The 13,436-nt window shown below is 70.5% G+C and carries 13 protein-coding genes; 7 read left to right on the top strand and 6 right to left on the bottom strand.

Features of this window, described 5'->3' with window-relative positions:
* Positions 1 to 25: 25 nt before the first annotated feature.
* From Aco03nite_RS26205 to Aco03nite_RS26185, 5 genes are all read right to left on the bottom strand, one after another.
* Positions 26 to 799, bottom strand: coding sequence for a thioesterase II family protein (locus Aco03nite_RS26205; RefSeq protein ID WP_203798849.1), 774 nt, complete (start codon positions 797 to 799; stop codon positions 26 to 28).
* A 62-nt stretch (positions 800 to 861) separates the two neighbouring features.
* Positions 862 to 1,068 carry a ferredoxin gene (locus tag Aco03nite_RS26200; RefSeq protein ID WP_203798846.1) on the bottom strand — a complete coding sequence of 69 codons (207 nt, stop codon included), beginning with the start codon at positions 1,066 to 1,068 and terminating at the stop codon, positions 862 to 864.
* A gap of 13 nt (positions 1,069 to 1,081) precedes the next feature.
* The gene (locus Aco03nite_RS26195) at positions 1,082 to 2,263 is read right to left on the bottom strand and encodes a cytochrome P450 (RefSeq protein ID WP_203798844.1); all 1,182 of its coding nucleotides are present in this window, start codon (positions 2,261 to 2,263) and stop codon (positions 1,082 to 1,084) included.
* Positions 2,260 to 3,321 carry a DegT/DnrJ/EryC1/StrS family aminotransferase gene (locus tag Aco03nite_RS26190; RefSeq protein ID WP_203798842.1) on the bottom strand — a complete coding sequence of 354 codons (1,062 nt, stop codon included), beginning with the start codon at positions 3,319 to 3,321 and terminating at the stop codon, positions 2,260 to 2,262. The genes Aco03nite_RS26195 and Aco03nite_RS26190 overlap by 4 nt, the downstream gene beginning before the upstream one ends.
* On the bottom strand, positions 3,318 to 4,703 hold the full coding sequence (locus Aco03nite_RS26185; protein WP_239145439.1) for a glycosyltransferase: 1,386 nt from the start codon (positions 4,701 to 4,703) through the stop codon (positions 3,318 to 3,320). Before Aco03nite_RS26185 ends, Aco03nite_RS26190 begins: the two co-directional genes overlap by 4 nt.
* Positions 4,704 to 5,092: 389 nt before the next feature.
* Between Aco03nite_RS26185 and Aco03nite_RS26180 the strand changes: the two genes are divergently transcribed.
* Positions 5,093 to 6,787 (top strand): helix-turn-helix transcriptional regulator, encoded by a 1,695-nt coding sequence (locus Aco03nite_RS26180; RefSeq protein WP_239145438.1) that lies wholly within the window; start codon positions 5,093 to 5,095, stop codon positions 6,785 to 6,787.
* Between the two features lie 2 nt (positions 6,788 to 6,789).
* On the opposite strand, the gene Aco03nite_RS26175 is transcribed toward Aco03nite_RS26180, so the two are convergent.
* Complete coding sequence (locus Aco03nite_RS26175) at positions 6,790 to 7,482, bottom strand: endonuclease/exonuclease/phosphatase family protein (protein ID WP_203798838.1); 693 nt, start codon at positions 7,480 to 7,482, stop codon at positions 6,790 to 6,792.
* A gap of 124 nt (positions 7,483 to 7,606) precedes the next feature.
* Between Aco03nite_RS26175 and Aco03nite_RS26170 the strand changes: the two genes are divergently transcribed.
* The 6 genes from Aco03nite_RS26170 to Aco03nite_RS26150 all read left to right on the top strand — a co-directional run bounded on the left by Aco03nite_RS26170 (position 7,607) and on the right by Aco03nite_RS26150 (position 13,435).
* The gene (locus tag Aco03nite_RS26170; protein ID WP_203798836.1) at positions 7,607 to 9,343 is read left to right on the top strand and encodes an ABC transporter ATP-binding protein; all 1,737 of its coding nucleotides are present in this window, start codon (positions 7,607 to 7,609) and stop codon (positions 9,341 to 9,343) included.
* Positions 9,340 to 11,310, top strand: coding sequence for an ABC transporter ATP-binding protein (locus Aco03nite_RS26165; RefSeq protein WP_203798834.1), 1,971 nt, complete (start codon positions 9,340 to 9,342; stop codon positions 11,308 to 11,310). Before Aco03nite_RS26170 ends, Aco03nite_RS26165 begins: the two co-directional genes overlap by 4 nt.
* Before the next feature lie 190 nt (positions 11,311 to 11,500).
* Positions 11,501 to 11,884 carry a YbaB/EbfC family nucleoid-associated protein gene (locus Aco03nite_RS26160; RefSeq protein WP_203798832.1) on the top strand — a complete coding sequence of 128 codons (384 nt, stop codon included), beginning with the start codon at positions 11,501 to 11,503 and terminating at the stop codon, positions 11,882 to 11,884.
* Positions 11,881 to 12,207 (top strand): type VII secretion target, encoded by a 327-nt coding sequence (locus Aco03nite_RS26155; RefSeq protein ID WP_203798830.1) that lies wholly within the window; start codon positions 11,881 to 11,883, stop codon positions 12,205 to 12,207. The genes Aco03nite_RS26160 and Aco03nite_RS26155 overlap by 4 nt, the downstream gene beginning before the upstream one ends.
* Positions 12,204 to 12,416 (top strand): hypothetical protein, encoded by a 213-nt coding sequence (locus tag Aco03nite_RS53150; protein ID WP_239145437.1) that lies wholly within the window; start codon positions 12,204 to 12,206, stop codon positions 12,414 to 12,416. The genes Aco03nite_RS26155 and Aco03nite_RS53150 overlap by 4 nt, the downstream gene beginning before the upstream one ends.
* Positions 12,416 to 13,435, top strand: a complete 1,020-nt coding sequence (locus tag Aco03nite_RS26150; protein ID WP_239145436.1) for a WXG100 family type VII secretion target — start codon at positions 12,416 to 12,418, stop codon at positions 13,433 to 13,435. Before Aco03nite_RS53150 ends, Aco03nite_RS26150 begins: the two co-directional genes overlap by 1 nt.
* The last annotated feature ends 1 nt before the right edge of the window (position 13,436 follow it).

Raw genomic sequence — 13,436 nt, 5'->3', positions numbered from 1 at the left:
TAGTCCTGGTCCGTCGAGGTGGGGGTCATCGCACCGCGGCGGCCCGGCGGGCGTCCGCCAGGTCCCGGGCGATCTCGGCGTTCACCGAGGACTGGTGGGCGGCGATGAAGAAGTGTCCACCGGGGAAACCGGCCAGCCGGTACGGCCCGCCGGTGTGCCCCTCCCACGCCGCGGCCTCGGCGGCGGTGGTGAGCGGGTCGGCGTGCCCGGTCAGTACGGTGATCCCGGCCCGCAGCCGCACGTCCGGCGCGCTGCGGTACGTCTCGATCGCCTGGTAGTCGGCGCGGATCGCGGGCAGCGCCATCCGCAGGATCTCGTCGTCGCCGAGCAGGCCCGGCACGGTGCCGTTGAGCCGCTTCAACTCGGCGACCACGCCGTCGTCGTCGCGCTCGTGCACGGTCTCGCTGCGGACCGTGGACGGCGCGCGCCGGCCGGAGGCGATCACGGTGTGGGGCCCGTTTCCGTCGCGTTCCAGCCGGAGCGCCGTCTCGAACGCCAGAACGGCGCCCATGCTGTGCCCGAAGAACACCGTCGGCCTGTCGCTGAGCGTGCGCAGTTCGGCGGCGACCGCGTCGGCCAGCGGGCCGATGGCGGTGTAGGGGGTTTCCCGTCGGCGGTCCTGCCGGCCCGGGTACTGCAGGCACACCACGTCGGCCGTGGTCGCGTGCGCGGCGGAGACCGGGTGGTAGAAGCTGGCCGAGCCGCCCGCGTGCGGGAAGCAGACGAGCCGTACCTCCCGGCCCGGTCCCGGGTGGTAGCGCCGGATCCACGGGGTCGTCGCGTCGTCGGCGATCGTCACGTCACAGCTCCTCGTCTCCTCGCATGGCGCCCCATCCCATCAGGAGGGGGTGCCGGAAATTGCTAGTCCTGGACGGCCGGCTCGGTGACCGTGATGGAACCCGAGGGGCACAGCTGCCACGCCAGGTTCACGTCGTCGGAATGCTCCGGGCCGGGCTCGGCGTCCAGCACCGTGACCAGCCCGTCGTCGTCCTGGTCGAACACGTCGGGCGCGGACAGCACACACTGTCCCGCGCCGACGCAGGTCTCGGTCTTCACCGTGATGCGCATCTCGTCTCCTCCGTCACCAACGGACCGGCAGCGTGTGCAGGCCGTGCAGGACGCCGTCGTACTTGTAGGGCAGACCCTCCGGGCCCATCGCGAGTTCCAGGCCGGGGACGCGCTCGAACAGGGTTCGGTACGCCAGTTCCATCTCGACCCGGACCAGGTTCTGCCCGAGGCACTGGTGCACGCCGTACCCGAAGGCGACGTGCTGTTTGGCGCTGCGCTCCGGGTTGAACGCGTGCGGGCAGGCGAACACCGTCTCGTCGTGGTTGGCCGCGGCGACCAGCGGCACGATGCCCTCGCCGGCCTTGATCGTCTGACCGCAGATCTCCACGTCCTCGACCGCCACCCGCAGCGACACCAGGTCGGCCACCGAGTGCAGGCGCAGCAGTTCGTCGACCACCCGGTCGTCGCCGATCCACTGCGGGTTCTCCAGCAGCGAGACGATGCCCAGGCCGATGTTGTTGGCGGTGGTCTCGTGCCCGGCGATCAGCAGCAGGAGCAGCACACCGGGCAGTTCCCGCGGCTCGAGGACACCACCGGCGAGCAGCCGGCTGGGCAGGTCGTCGCCGGGCCACTTCGACTTGATCTCGATGAGCCGGTTGATGTAGCGCAGCAGCTCCCGGCTGGCGGTGTCACGCTGCGCGTCGGTGGAGGTGCGGATCGACACCAGGGTGCGGGTCCGGGACTCGAAGAACTCGCGGTCCGCCTCCGGGACGCCGAGCAGCGCGGAGATCACCAGCGAGGGGATCGGCAGGGCGAAGTCGTTGACCAGGTCGGCCTCGTTCCCGGCGGCGAGCATGTCGTCGATCACCCGGTCCACGACGGCCTGGATGGCCGGGCGCATCTCGCGCACCTTGCGGACCGTGAACTCGGGGATCAGCGCCTTGCGGAACCGGTCGTGGTCCGGGGAGTCCAGGCCGACGAACCAGCCGGGGATCTGGTCCTGGCGCGGCACGCCCATGGTCTCGCCGATGTTGGGGAAGCCCTCCCGGTCCGGGTTGGAGCTGATCTTCTTGCTGGTCAGGATCTCCCGGACGGCGGCGTGCCGGGTGACCAGCCAGACCGGCTTGCCGTCCGGCAGGTAGGACAGGACCAGGCCCTCCCGCTGCCGGTACTCCGCGTAGCGCGGCGGCGGGAACTCCTCGCCCTCCTTGCGCAGCGGGAAGTCGACGACGAGCTGGTCATCGGTGTCTGTCATGCCGGCCTCTCGTAGAACTCGCGGACCTTGGCCACGATGTGGTCGATGTCGGTGTCGGCCAGGGACGTGTACGTGGGCAGGTAGAAGCCGTCCTCGCTGAACCTCGTCGCGTTCAGGGTCGGCCAGCGTTCGTCCAGGTAGCCGGGCTGGCGGCTCATCGCCTTGAAGAACAGCCGGGTCTCGATGCCCTGTCCGGTCAGGTACGCGAGCAACTCGTCGCGGCGCTCGGCCCGGACGTCGTACATCCAGAGGACGTCGCGCGGCGGCATCAGGGTGATGCCGGGGATGTCACGCAGGCCGTCGTCGTAGCGTTTCTCGATCCCGGCGCGCCGGGCCAGGATGTCGTCCAGGCGCTCGGTCTGGGCCAGGGCCACCGCGGCCTGCATCGCGGTCATCCGGAAGTTGTAGGCCAGCTTCTTGTGCAGGAAGCTGTGGTCGGCGGTGAACGCCATCGCCCGCAGGTGCCCGATCTGGCCGGCCAGCACCGGGTCGTCGGTGAGGCAGATGCCGCCCTCGCCGGATGTGATGATCTTGTTGGCGAACAGGGAGAAGCAGGCGATGTCGCCGACCGGCCGGACGCCGTGCGCCTCGGCCGAGTCCTCGACCACGCGCAGGTTGTACTGGAACGCCAGGTCCATGATCGCGTCCATGTCGCAGCGCCGTCCGTAGACGTGCACCGGCATGATCACCTTGGTCCGGGGGGTGATCGCCTCCTCGATCCGGGTGACGTCGATGTTCAGATCGTCACCGCAGTCCACGAAGACCGGGGTGGCGCCGGTGTAGGTGACCGCCCACGCCGACGCGATCATGGTGAACTCGGGCACGATCACCTCGTCGCCCGGGCCCACGTTCAGCGCGCGCAGCGCCAGGGTGAGCGCCGCGGTGCCGGACGAGCAGGCGACCCCGTGCGCGACGCCGTTGTAGTCGGCGAAGGCCTTCTCGAAGCGGGCCACGTACGGGCCCTGCGACGAGATCCAGCCGTCGCTGATCGTGCTGGTCACGTACTCCAGCTCACGGCCGTCCAGGGACGGCATGGAAACCGGGTAATGGTAGGTCATCGGGGTACCACCTGGATGATCAGATCGGCCGCGGTCCGGGCGCCGCCGGCCTCGCGCTGGCGCGCGCCGAGTTCCTCGGCACGCTGGGTGAAGGACGGTTCGGTGAGGATCCGGGTCAGCTTGCCGACGATGTCGTCCGGGTCGACGACCTGGGGATCGTCCAGGGTGAGGCTGACACCCGCGTCGCGGCCACGGACCGCCTGGTCGAAGCAGTCGACCCAGAGCGGCCGTACCAGCAGGGGCTTGCCGAAATAGACACCCTCGTGGAAGCCGTTGCCGCCGCCGTGGGTGAAGAACACCTTCACCGACGGGTGGGCGAGCACGTCGAGCTGTGAGGGCAGCCAGTTCTCGATGCGCAGGTTGGCCGGCAGTTCGGCGGCGGGCGGCAGCAGATGCTGCTGCTCGGTGGGCAGTTTCCACAGCACCGAGTGTCTGCCGTCGAGCCGGCGGGCCACCTCGACCAGTGCGCCGACCTGGGCCGCGGTGAGCCGGGTGATGGTGCCGAAGCCCATGTAGACCACCGAGTCCTGGGCGTCGAGCCACTGCGTCACGTCGTTGTCCGAGGACGCCTCGGGCAGCGGCGGGAGCACCGCGCCGACCAGCTTCAGCTTCTCCGGGACGGTGAACGGGTAGTCCAGCTCCGGGATGGAGGCGCACAGGATCAGCCGGGCCTCGTCGACACGGGTCATCGGGCTGGGCGCGGTCAGGCCCAGCTCCTTGCGGATCTTCGCGTCCTCGGAGAGCACCTTGCCCATCGCCGGCTCGAAGAAGATGCCCAGCGTACGCAGCTTGAAGAGGGTGTTCTGGACCCGTTGGCCGACTGTCATCCGGGCCGGCAGCCCGGAGTGCGGCACCGGGAAGCCCTTCGGCGTGTAGGAGGCGGCGAACGGGTTGTGCGAGGTCAGGATGTTGCTGGGCAGGAACGGGACGCTCAGCACGAACGGGATCTTGCGGGTCAGTGCCAGGTCGATGGCGAAGCCGCAGAGCGACTCGATCACCATCAGCGAGGGCTGGATCTTGTCCACCACCTCGGCCAGCGCCCGGAACTTGGCCGCCTGCAGGTCCGGCCGGTAGGTGTGCCGGATGACCGCCCGGTGCGCCTTGAACCGGCTCTTCTGGGTGACCTGACGGTAGATGTCGTCGTCCCAGGTGACGGCGGACAGCTCGGGAACCACCTCACCCAGCGATGCGAACTGGACCGAGGTGTCGCCGGCGATGCTCTCCACCTCCTCGCGGCGCGGCTCGTCGGTGGCGAACCAGAGGTCCGGCACTCCCCGGCCGGCCAGCTCGGAGGCCAGCACCAGCATCGGGTTCAGCAGGCCGCTCTCCGGCAGGCTGACGAACAGCACAGGACGGGCGTCGGGTGCGGTCGAAGGGTTCACCCCATGTTGATCCCATGCCGGGCACCGGTGAATTCCTTAGACTTCGGCCGGCTCCCCGGTTGACCCGGGAGAATTGAATATGTTTACGTAAACATGGCTCGCCGGAGCTGCCGGAAAGAAAGAGCACCGGTGAGTACGGGTGGGCAATGGATTGTGTCCGCGCGGGCAATGACCGAACGCCAGCCTGTCGACGAGCGGGGCCGTTGCTAGGGTTTGGGCCGGTCAACCGTCGATCGAATCGTGCGCACATCGCCATTCAGCGAGAGTTTTCCACGTCATTGCCGACGGTTGGCCGTGCGGTTCAATCGTACGGAAAGGACCCGGTGACAGAGGCTGTGGCCAGCGACGGAAACCACGGATCCGGCCCTTTGGAATACGGCGAGCGACGTTTGCTGCACCTGCAGGCCGCGCGCAAACTGCTGACCGAGGGCGAGCCGATCCGGGCCGTCGCCCGGCACCTGGTCGCCGCCGGCGGCACCCTCGAACCGTGGGCGGTCGCCGCCCTGCGCGAGGCCGCCGCCGAGGCCGTCGCCCTCAGCGCCGAGCCCGAGGCCCGGGAGTTCCTCCACACCGCCCGGCAGGGCACGGACAGCCCGGCCGTCGCGGCCGAACTGACCGACCTGGACTGGTGGATCCGCCCGGCCGCCGCGGTGGGCGCCCTGACCGAACTGGCCCGCACCGACGGCCTGCCGTCCCCGGCGACCGCCGTGCTGGTCCGCCGGCTCGCCTGGCACGGCCGGATCGAAGAGGCGAGTGAGCTGCTCGCCGCCCGCCCCGACCCGGGCATCGACGGCGCGGTCACCGACGCCTGGCTGAGCCGCCTCTACCCGGGCGCGTTCGGCGCCCGGACCGGGGCGCCCGCTCTCGACGAGGTCGCCGCGACCCACCCGTGGCTGCGTGCCGACGCCGACCCGGGCGCGGTGCTGCAGGGCCTCGCGCTGCACCGGGGTGCCCTGGAACCCCTGCAGATGTCGCTGCTCGCCCTGGACGGCGCCGGCACCCTGGACACCGAGGCCGGCTGGTTCGCCGACCTGCTGGCCGCCGCCCGCCGCTCGTCCAGCCGGGTGGCCGAGGCCCTGCTGATCGCCGCCCGCGCCCGGGTCGAGTTGCGCCGCGGCGAACTGCGGACCGCCGAGGAGTCCGCGGAGACCGCGCTGTGCCTGCTCACCCCGGCGAGCTGGGGCGTGCTGATCGGGATGCCGCTGGCCACCGTGCTGGAGTCGCTGACCGAGCAGGGCCGGCACGCCGAGGTGCCGGACCGTCTGCGGGCCACCCTGCCGCAGGCGATCAGCCGCACCCCGTACGGGCTGATCTATCTACGCGCCCGCGGGCAACACTTCCTGGCCACCGGGCGGTCCCGGGCCGCCCTCGGCGAGTTCCTGGCCGCCGGGGAGATCCAGCGCTCGTGGGGCGCCGACCATCCGGGACTGTCCCCGTGGATGCTCGACGCGGCCCGCGCGCACCTGGCCCTCGGCGAGCCGGCCGCGGCCCGGGAACTGGCCGGGCGGCAGCTGCGCGGGCCGGGCGGGGACCGCCCCCGGATCCGGGCCGGGGCGCTGCGCATCCTGGCCGGCACGGTCGGGCCGGGCCGCCGCCCCGAATCGCTGCGCGAGGCGATCACACTGGCCGAGCGCAGCGGCGACCGCCTCGAACTCGCCAGATGCCTGGCCGAGCTGGGGCGGGCCTTCACCGAGGCGGGACAGCCGGAGTACGCGTACGCGCCACTGCAACGGGCCTGGCGCATCGCCACCGACAGCGGCGCCGGGCTGCTGCTGGCCGAACTGGCCGCCGGCGGGCTCGGCGGGCCACCCGTCGACCCGGCCGAGGCGCGGGGACTGGCCCAGCTCAGCGACGCCGAGCGCCGGGTCGCCGAACTGGCCGCACAGGGTTACAAGAACCGGGAGATCGCCCGGCGGCTGTTCCTCACCGCGAGCACCGTGGAACAACACCTCACCCGGATCTACCGCAAACTCGGCGTACGCCGCCGCAGCGCCCTGGCGGCCATCCCCGGACTGGTCCCGGCGGCGGACGTCCCGCGCCCGGGCCGCCCGCGTCCACTGTGCGCGCGCCCCGGCATGGTCTGAGCTCAGCCGATCGTCGCCCGTACCGGCAGATGGTCCGAACCCACCGCCGGGCCCACCGCCGCGGCGGTGACCGTGACGCCCGGCCCGGCCAGCAGGTGGTCCAGTTGGGCCACCGGGAACCGGGCCGGGAACGTCCGGCCGCGCACCGCCGGGCGGAACCCGCGGGCCAGGTGGACCGTGGGACGGCACATGTTCAGGTCGCCGGCCAGCACGGTCGGCCTCGGGTCGGCGCGCAGCGCGGCCAGCAGCCGCCGCAACTGCGCCGGCCCGTGCAGCAACCGGTGGGTCAGGTGCACGTTGACGACACGGACCTCGGGAAATTCGATCACCTGCGCGGTACGTTCGCCGACCACGTCGCCGGGCGCGGCGCCGATCGCGACGGTCCACTGCCGGTCCCACGGCACCCGGCTCAGCACGGCCAGGCCCCACGCCCCGGTCTCGTCCGGGGCGGTGCCGTCGACCACCTCCAGGTCGGCCAGGGGAGTGTCCGGGACCAGATCCAGTTCGGTGTACGAGGGGTAGCCGCAGTCGGCCGCGGCGGTGGCGGCCAGGCTGTCCGAGCCGTGCACCCGCCAGTTCTCCTGGACGACGACGACATCGGTGTTCAGCGTCGTGACCGCCTGTTTGACGGAGAACGGCACACCACGGTGATCCAGTCCACAGTGCATGTTGAGGCTGGCGAGACGGAGGGCCATCAGTGCCTTTCGGGGTCGGGACGGTGATCGTACGCCGAAGCATGCCCGCCGGAACTCCTAGGAATTCTCTAGATCCACCGGTGGCAGCCTCTCGGGCGAGGATCGTTCGGCGAGAGGTCTGTTGTTGAATCTGCTCCGACTGCTGCGCGCCCATCTGCCGGCGTACCGGGGTGCGGTCTTCCTGCTGCTGTTGCTGCAACTGGTCCAGACCGGAGCCACGCTGGCGCTGCCCGCGCTGACCGCTGACGTGATCGACAACGGTGTGGTGGCCGGTGACCGGAACCGGATCGTCACCACCGGCGTGACCATGGTGCTGATCGCCGCCGTGCAGGTCGCGGTCAGCGTCGTCGCCGTCTGGATCGGCACGCGGACGGCCACCTCGGTGGGCCGGGACCTGCGCGGCGCCGTGTTCCGGCACACCCACGACCTGTCCGCGCACCAGGCCGCCCGATACGGCACCTCCTCGCTGGTCACCCGTACCGTCAACGACGTCCAGCACGTGCAGGAACTGGTCCTGACCGCCCTGAACGTCGCGCTGGCCGCCCCGTTCCTCGGGATCGGCGGCGTCGTGCTCGCGCTGCGCTCCGACGTCCCCCTCGCCTGGCTGATCACCCTGATCGTGCCGGCCGTCTCGATCACCGCCTCGGTCATCCTGGTGCGGATGTCCCCGCTCTACGCGCGGATGCAGGACGGTCTGGACGGCATCGGCCAGGTGCTGCGCGAGCAGATCACCGGTGTCCGGGTGGTCCGGGCGTTCGTCCGGGACGACCACGAGCGCCGCCGGTTCGCCGAGGCGAACGCCGGTCTGCTGGCCGTCTCGCTGAAGGTCGGCCGGCTCACCGCCGCGATGTTCCCGGTCGTGCTGCTGGTGATGAACCTGTTCACGGTGGCCCTGCTGTGGGCCGGGGCGATCCGCGTGGACGGCGGTCAGGTGCAGGTCGGCACCCTGAACGCGTTCATGGGCTACCAGGCGCTGATCCTGATCGCGACCATCTCGGCGATGCTCGTCTTCCTGAACATGCCGCGCGCCGAGGCCTCGGCCCGGCGGATCACCGAGGTGCTGCGCTCCGAGCCGGACGTGCTGGCACCGGCCACGCCACGGGCCGCGAGCCCGGCCTGCCTGCTGGAGATCCGGTCCGCCGGGTTCGGGTACCCGGGCGCGCAGCGGCCCATCCTGACCGACATCGACCTGGTGGCCGCTCCGGGCGAGATCGTCGCCGTGGTCGGCAGCACCGGCTCCGGCAAGACCACCCTGCTGGAAATGATCATGCGGCTGATCGACGTCACGTCCGGGTCGGTCCGGGTGAACGGGGTGGACGTGCGGGAACTGGATCCGCCCGAACTGCGCCGGTTGGTCGGCATCGTGCCGCAGCGGGCGTACCTGTTCTCCGGCACCGTCGCGAGCAACCTGCGCCTGGGCAACCCGGACGCCACCGACCAGGAGCTGTGGCACGCCCTGGACGTGGCCCAGGCCAGCGACTTCGTCCGCAAGATGGAGGGCGGCCTGGCGGCGGAGCTGTCCCAGGGCGGCACCAACATCTCCGGCGGCCAGCGGCAGCGCCTCACCATCGCCCGCGCCCTCGTCCGGAAGCCGAAGATCTACCTGCTCGACGACTGCTTCTCGGCGCTGGACGCGTCCACCGATGCGGCCGTCCGCGCGGCCCTGGCCCGGGAGACCGAACAGTCCCTGGTCGTGATGGTGGCGCAGCGGATCAGCTCGATCCGCAACGCCGACCGGATCCTGGTGCTGGACCGGGGCGAGCTGATCGGCGCGGGCACCCACGACCAGCTGATCGCGACCAACCGTACGTACCAGGAGATCGCCGCCACCCAGCTCCAGCCCGAGGGGGTCCTCCGATGAGCGGGGCCAGGCGATGGACCGGCGGACGGCACCGCGCCTCCATGTTCGGGGCCCGGCCCTACGACCTGGGGGTCGAGCCGGAACCCGCGCCGGAACCGGCGCCGGAATCCCCGCCGCAGCCGGGCGGGACCGGGGTGGCGCAGGTCTTCGGGCTGCTGCGCCCGTACCGGGGGCGCATCATCGTGATGGCGCTGATGGGGCTGCTCGGGGTGGTCCTCAACGCGGCCGGGCCGCTGCTGCTGGGCCGGGCCCTGGACCTGATCTTCGCCGGGTCGGTCAGCCGGAACCTGCCCGCCGGCGTGTCCCGCGACGAGGTGATCGCCGGATACCGGGCCGACGGCGACGACACCCTGGCCGACGTGCTGTCCACCGTCGACCTGGTGCCCGGCAGCGGGGTGGACTTCACCGCCCTCGGCCGGCTCCTCGCCATCGCCACCGTGCTCTACCTGGTGGCGTCCGCGGTGAAACTGGCCCAGGAGCGGATGGCGGCCCGCGCCGTCCAGCTCGCCATCGCCGACCTGCGCGAACGGGTGCAGGAGAAACTGGCCCGGCTGCCGCTCGCCTACTTCGACCGCAACCCGCGCGGCGACCTGATCAGCCGGGTCACCAACGACGTGGACAACGTGCAGCAGACCCTGCAGCAGGCGCTCGGCCAGCTCGTCACCGCGCCGATCGCGGTCATCGTCGTACTCGGCGTGATGTTCTACGTCTCGCCGTTGCTCGCCGTGGTGGTGCTGGCCGGCGTGCCGCTCTCCGGGATCATCGTGTCCCGGCTGGTGATGAAGTCGCAGCCGATGTTCGAGCGGCAGTGGGCGGCCACCGGCACCCTCAACGCGCACGCCGAGGAGACGTACAGCGGCCACTCGCTGGTCAAGGTCTTCGACCAGCGGGAGGGCGCCGAACGGGACTTCGACGCGAACAACGAGAACCTGCGCGACGCCGCCGCCCGGGCCGGGTTCATCTCCGCCGCGATCGAACCGGCGATCATGTTCGTCAGCAACCTCACCTACGTCGCGGTCACCGCCGTCGGCGCCCTGCGGGTGGTCACCGGCAACCTGTCGCTCGGTGACGTGCAGGCGTTCGTGCAGTACTCCGGCCAGTTCAGCCAGCCCGTCGGTCAGCTCGCCGACGCCTCCGGCCGCCTCCAGTCCGGTGTCGCGTCGGCGGCCCGCATCTTCGACTTCCTGGACGCCGGGGAACAGGTGCCGGACACCGGGATCCCGGTGCAGCCCGGCCACCTGTGGGGCCGGATCGAATTCCGCGACGTGTCCTTCCGGTACGACCCGGAGAAGCCGCTGATCGACCACCTGACCCTGATGGTCGAGCCGGGCAGCACGGTGGCCGTGGTCGGGCCCACCGGCGCGGGCAAGAGCACACTCGGCAACCTGCTGATGCGCTTCTACGAGGTCAACAGCGGGCGGATCCTGCTGGACGGCCACGACATCACCCGGCTGACCCGGGCCGACCTGCGGTCCCGGACCAGCATGGTGCTCCAGGAGACCTGGCTGTTCGCCGGGTCGATCGCCGACAACATCGCCTACGGCCGGGAGGGTGCCACCCGCGCCGACGTGGCCAAGGCGGGCTGGGCGACCGGCCTGGACTCGTTCGTCCGGACCCTGCCGGACGGTTACGACACGAAGCTGGACGAGGACGCCACCGGGCTCAGCGCCGGCGAGCGGCAGCTGATCACGCTGGCCCGCGCCTTCCTGGCCGAGCCGGTCCTGCTGCTGCTGGACGAGGCGACCAGCTCGGTCGACACGCGCACCGAGATGCTGGTCCAGCGGGGCATGGCGGCCCTGCAGGCGGGCCGCACGACCTTCATCATCGCGCACCGGCTCTCCACGATCCGGCACGCGGACCTGATCCTGGTGATGAAGGACGGCGACATCGTCGAGAAGGGCCGCCACGACCAGCTGCTCCGGGCCGGCGGGGTGTACGCGGACCTCGTCCTGTCCCAGGACGGGTGACCGCGGGACACGTGATCCCTCGGTCGTGGATTCGAGCCCCGCCCGTCCCGCAACCAGATCGACATTCATATTTATGACCATCGAATTCGCGGCGGGTGGCCCGGGCTCTTCAGGATCCCGGGCTCGGCGTCTTTTCTGCCTGGCGCGGTGTCGATAGCGTGGGCTGGTCGCCGGTGAAGGTGAGGCTCCAGTGAACGATCTCGATGCTGCGGAGGAGTGGCTGGATTCGTGGGTGTCGCAGGTTGATGCGCAGGCCGAGCGCAGTATCGAGTTGTCGCGGCGGGTGGCGGCACTGACCGGTTCGGCGGAAGGGCTCGCCGGGGCGATCCGGGTGACGGTCGGGCCGGCGGGCCAGGTGGAGGCCCTTGATCTGGACGATCGAGTGCATGATTTGTCCGGCCCGCTGTTGGGCCGTGAGATCTTGGCCGTGATGCGGCGGGCGCAGGCTGTGTTGGCAGCCCGGGTGGCTGAGCAGGTTCAGGCGACGGTGGGCGCGGACAGCGAGGCCGGTCGTGCGGTGATCGGCTCGTTCGAGGCCCGGTTTCCGGAGCCGGACAGGCAGGACGAGCGGTGAACGCCGGGATGCGGTTCCCGCCGGAAGTGGTGCGGCAACACGCGGCCGCGGTCGGCGAAGTCGCTGAGCGAATGGCGGCGGCGCGGTCGGCGGTGCGCGAGGTGAGCATGGACCGGCAGGCGTACGGGGAACTCTGCCAGTTCCTGCCCGGTTTGCTGGAGCCGTTGTTCGGCGGTGCCGTGGATGTCATGAACGGTGCGGTGGACGCTTTGTCGGAGACGGCGCTCAAGCTCCGTGTCATTGCGGCGACGATCGAAGCCACTGATGTCGACAATGCCGACCGGTTGACTGAGACGGGCCGAGGGACCGAGTCGCTGTTGTGAGTGACAATCCGCTGGTCGCGCGGTCGCAGAGTTCGACAACCTGGTCTACCGGGCTGGGGTTGGTCGAGGACGCCCGGCAGATCAGCGACGGCATCCAGAACAACAGCTGGGTCGACACCACCCTCGCCGGGGCCGGCGGGAGCCTGGATGCCCTGGCGGTGGCGGTCGATCCGCTCGGCTCGCTGTTCGCCTGGGTGTCGGCTGGCTGATGGAGCATGTCAAGCCGCTCAGGGATGCCCTGGATTGGCTTGCGGGTAAGCCGGACGAGATAGCCGCGCATGCGGCGACCTGGCGCAACGTCTCAGCCTCGGCCAGCGAAGCGCATCAGCAGTACGCGGCCGCGATCCAGATGCAGACTGCCGAATGGCTCGGCGCGTCCGGCGACGCTTACCGCGCCCATGCCGGTGAGCAACTCGCCGCTGTCGACGGGATCGCGACGGTCACGAACGCTATCTCGTACGCGGTCGAAGGTGCTGGCCTCCTCGTCGGGTTGGTTCGCGAGATCGTGCGTGACTTGATCGCCCAGTTCGTCGCGACGCTCGCTGTGCGGTTGCCGCAGTGGTTGGCCGAGGAGGGCGTCACGCTCGGATTGGCTACTCCGGTGGTGGCCGCTCAGGTCGCCACCCTGGTCGCCAGGTGGGTCAACCGGATCCAGCACTTCATCCGGGCACTGCTCAACAGTCTGCGCCGTCTGAACGGCAAACTCGACGAACTCGCCGGCATCCTTGCCCGGCTCAAGCAGCTGCTCGGACGACTCCACCGGACCGACCCGGTTGCGGCGTCGGCCAGCCACAGCGAGTCTTCCAGCGGGAATGTCTCTGCGGAGGGGGCGGGGGACGGCCTGTTCCGGGAGGGCGACGGTATCGTCCGTAACGGACAGAGGCTACTGATGAGCAGGGAGAACGTTCTGGCGGTCGCAGAGAAGTTCGGAATCGACATGAGCGGTGTCCGCTTCTCCTTGGACAAGGTCCGGCGAGGGTCAGGGCCCGGCAAGGAGTTCTACGGGGTGACGATGCCCAACGGCGATATCAAGCTGGCCCGTGACGCGTTCATGGATGAGGAACAGCCGGCTCGGACGTTGGCGCATGAGAGATTCCACCTCGACGAACTGCGCGGCGGAATGGATTTCCCCTGGAAGGAAGCGGACCGCGCGGCCTACGAGGTTCGCGCCTACGCGCATGAGGAGCAGTGGTGGCAGTCGAAGAAGCACTTACTCGACCAGGAGTAGA

The organism is Actinoplanes couchii (assembly GCF_016862075.1).
Taxonomy (GTDB): domain Bacteria; phylum Actinomycetota; class Actinomycetes; order Mycobacteriales; family Micromonosporaceae; genus Actinoplanes; species Actinoplanes couchii.
This window is presented reverse-complemented; position numbering and strand designations above follow the sequence as displayed.

Coding starts and splice junctions, on each gene's coding strand:
- Aco03nite_RS26200 (WP_203798846.1), bottom strand. CDS start 1,068: ATGCGCATCACGGTGAAGACCGAGACCTGCGTCGGCGCGGGACAGTGT.
- Aco03nite_RS26195 (WP_203798844.1), bottom strand. CDS start 2,263: ATGACAGACACCGATGACCAGCTCGTCGTCGACTTCCCGCTGCGCAAG.
- Aco03nite_RS26190 (WP_203798842.1), bottom strand. CDS start 3,321: ATGACCTACCATTACCCGGTTTCCATGCCGTCCCTGGACGGCCGTGAG.
- Aco03nite_RS26175 (WP_203798838.1), bottom strand. CDS start 7,482: ATGGCCCTCCGTCTCGCCAGCCTCAACATGCACTGTGGACTGGATCAC.
- Aco03nite_RS26165 (WP_203798834.1), top strand. CDS start 9,340: ATGAGCGGGGCCAGGCGATGGACCGGCGGACGGCACCGCGCCTCCATG.
- Aco03nite_RS26150 (WP_239145436.1), top strand. CDS start 12,416: ATGGAGCATGTCAAGCCGCTCAGGGATGCCCTGGATTGGCTTGCGGGT.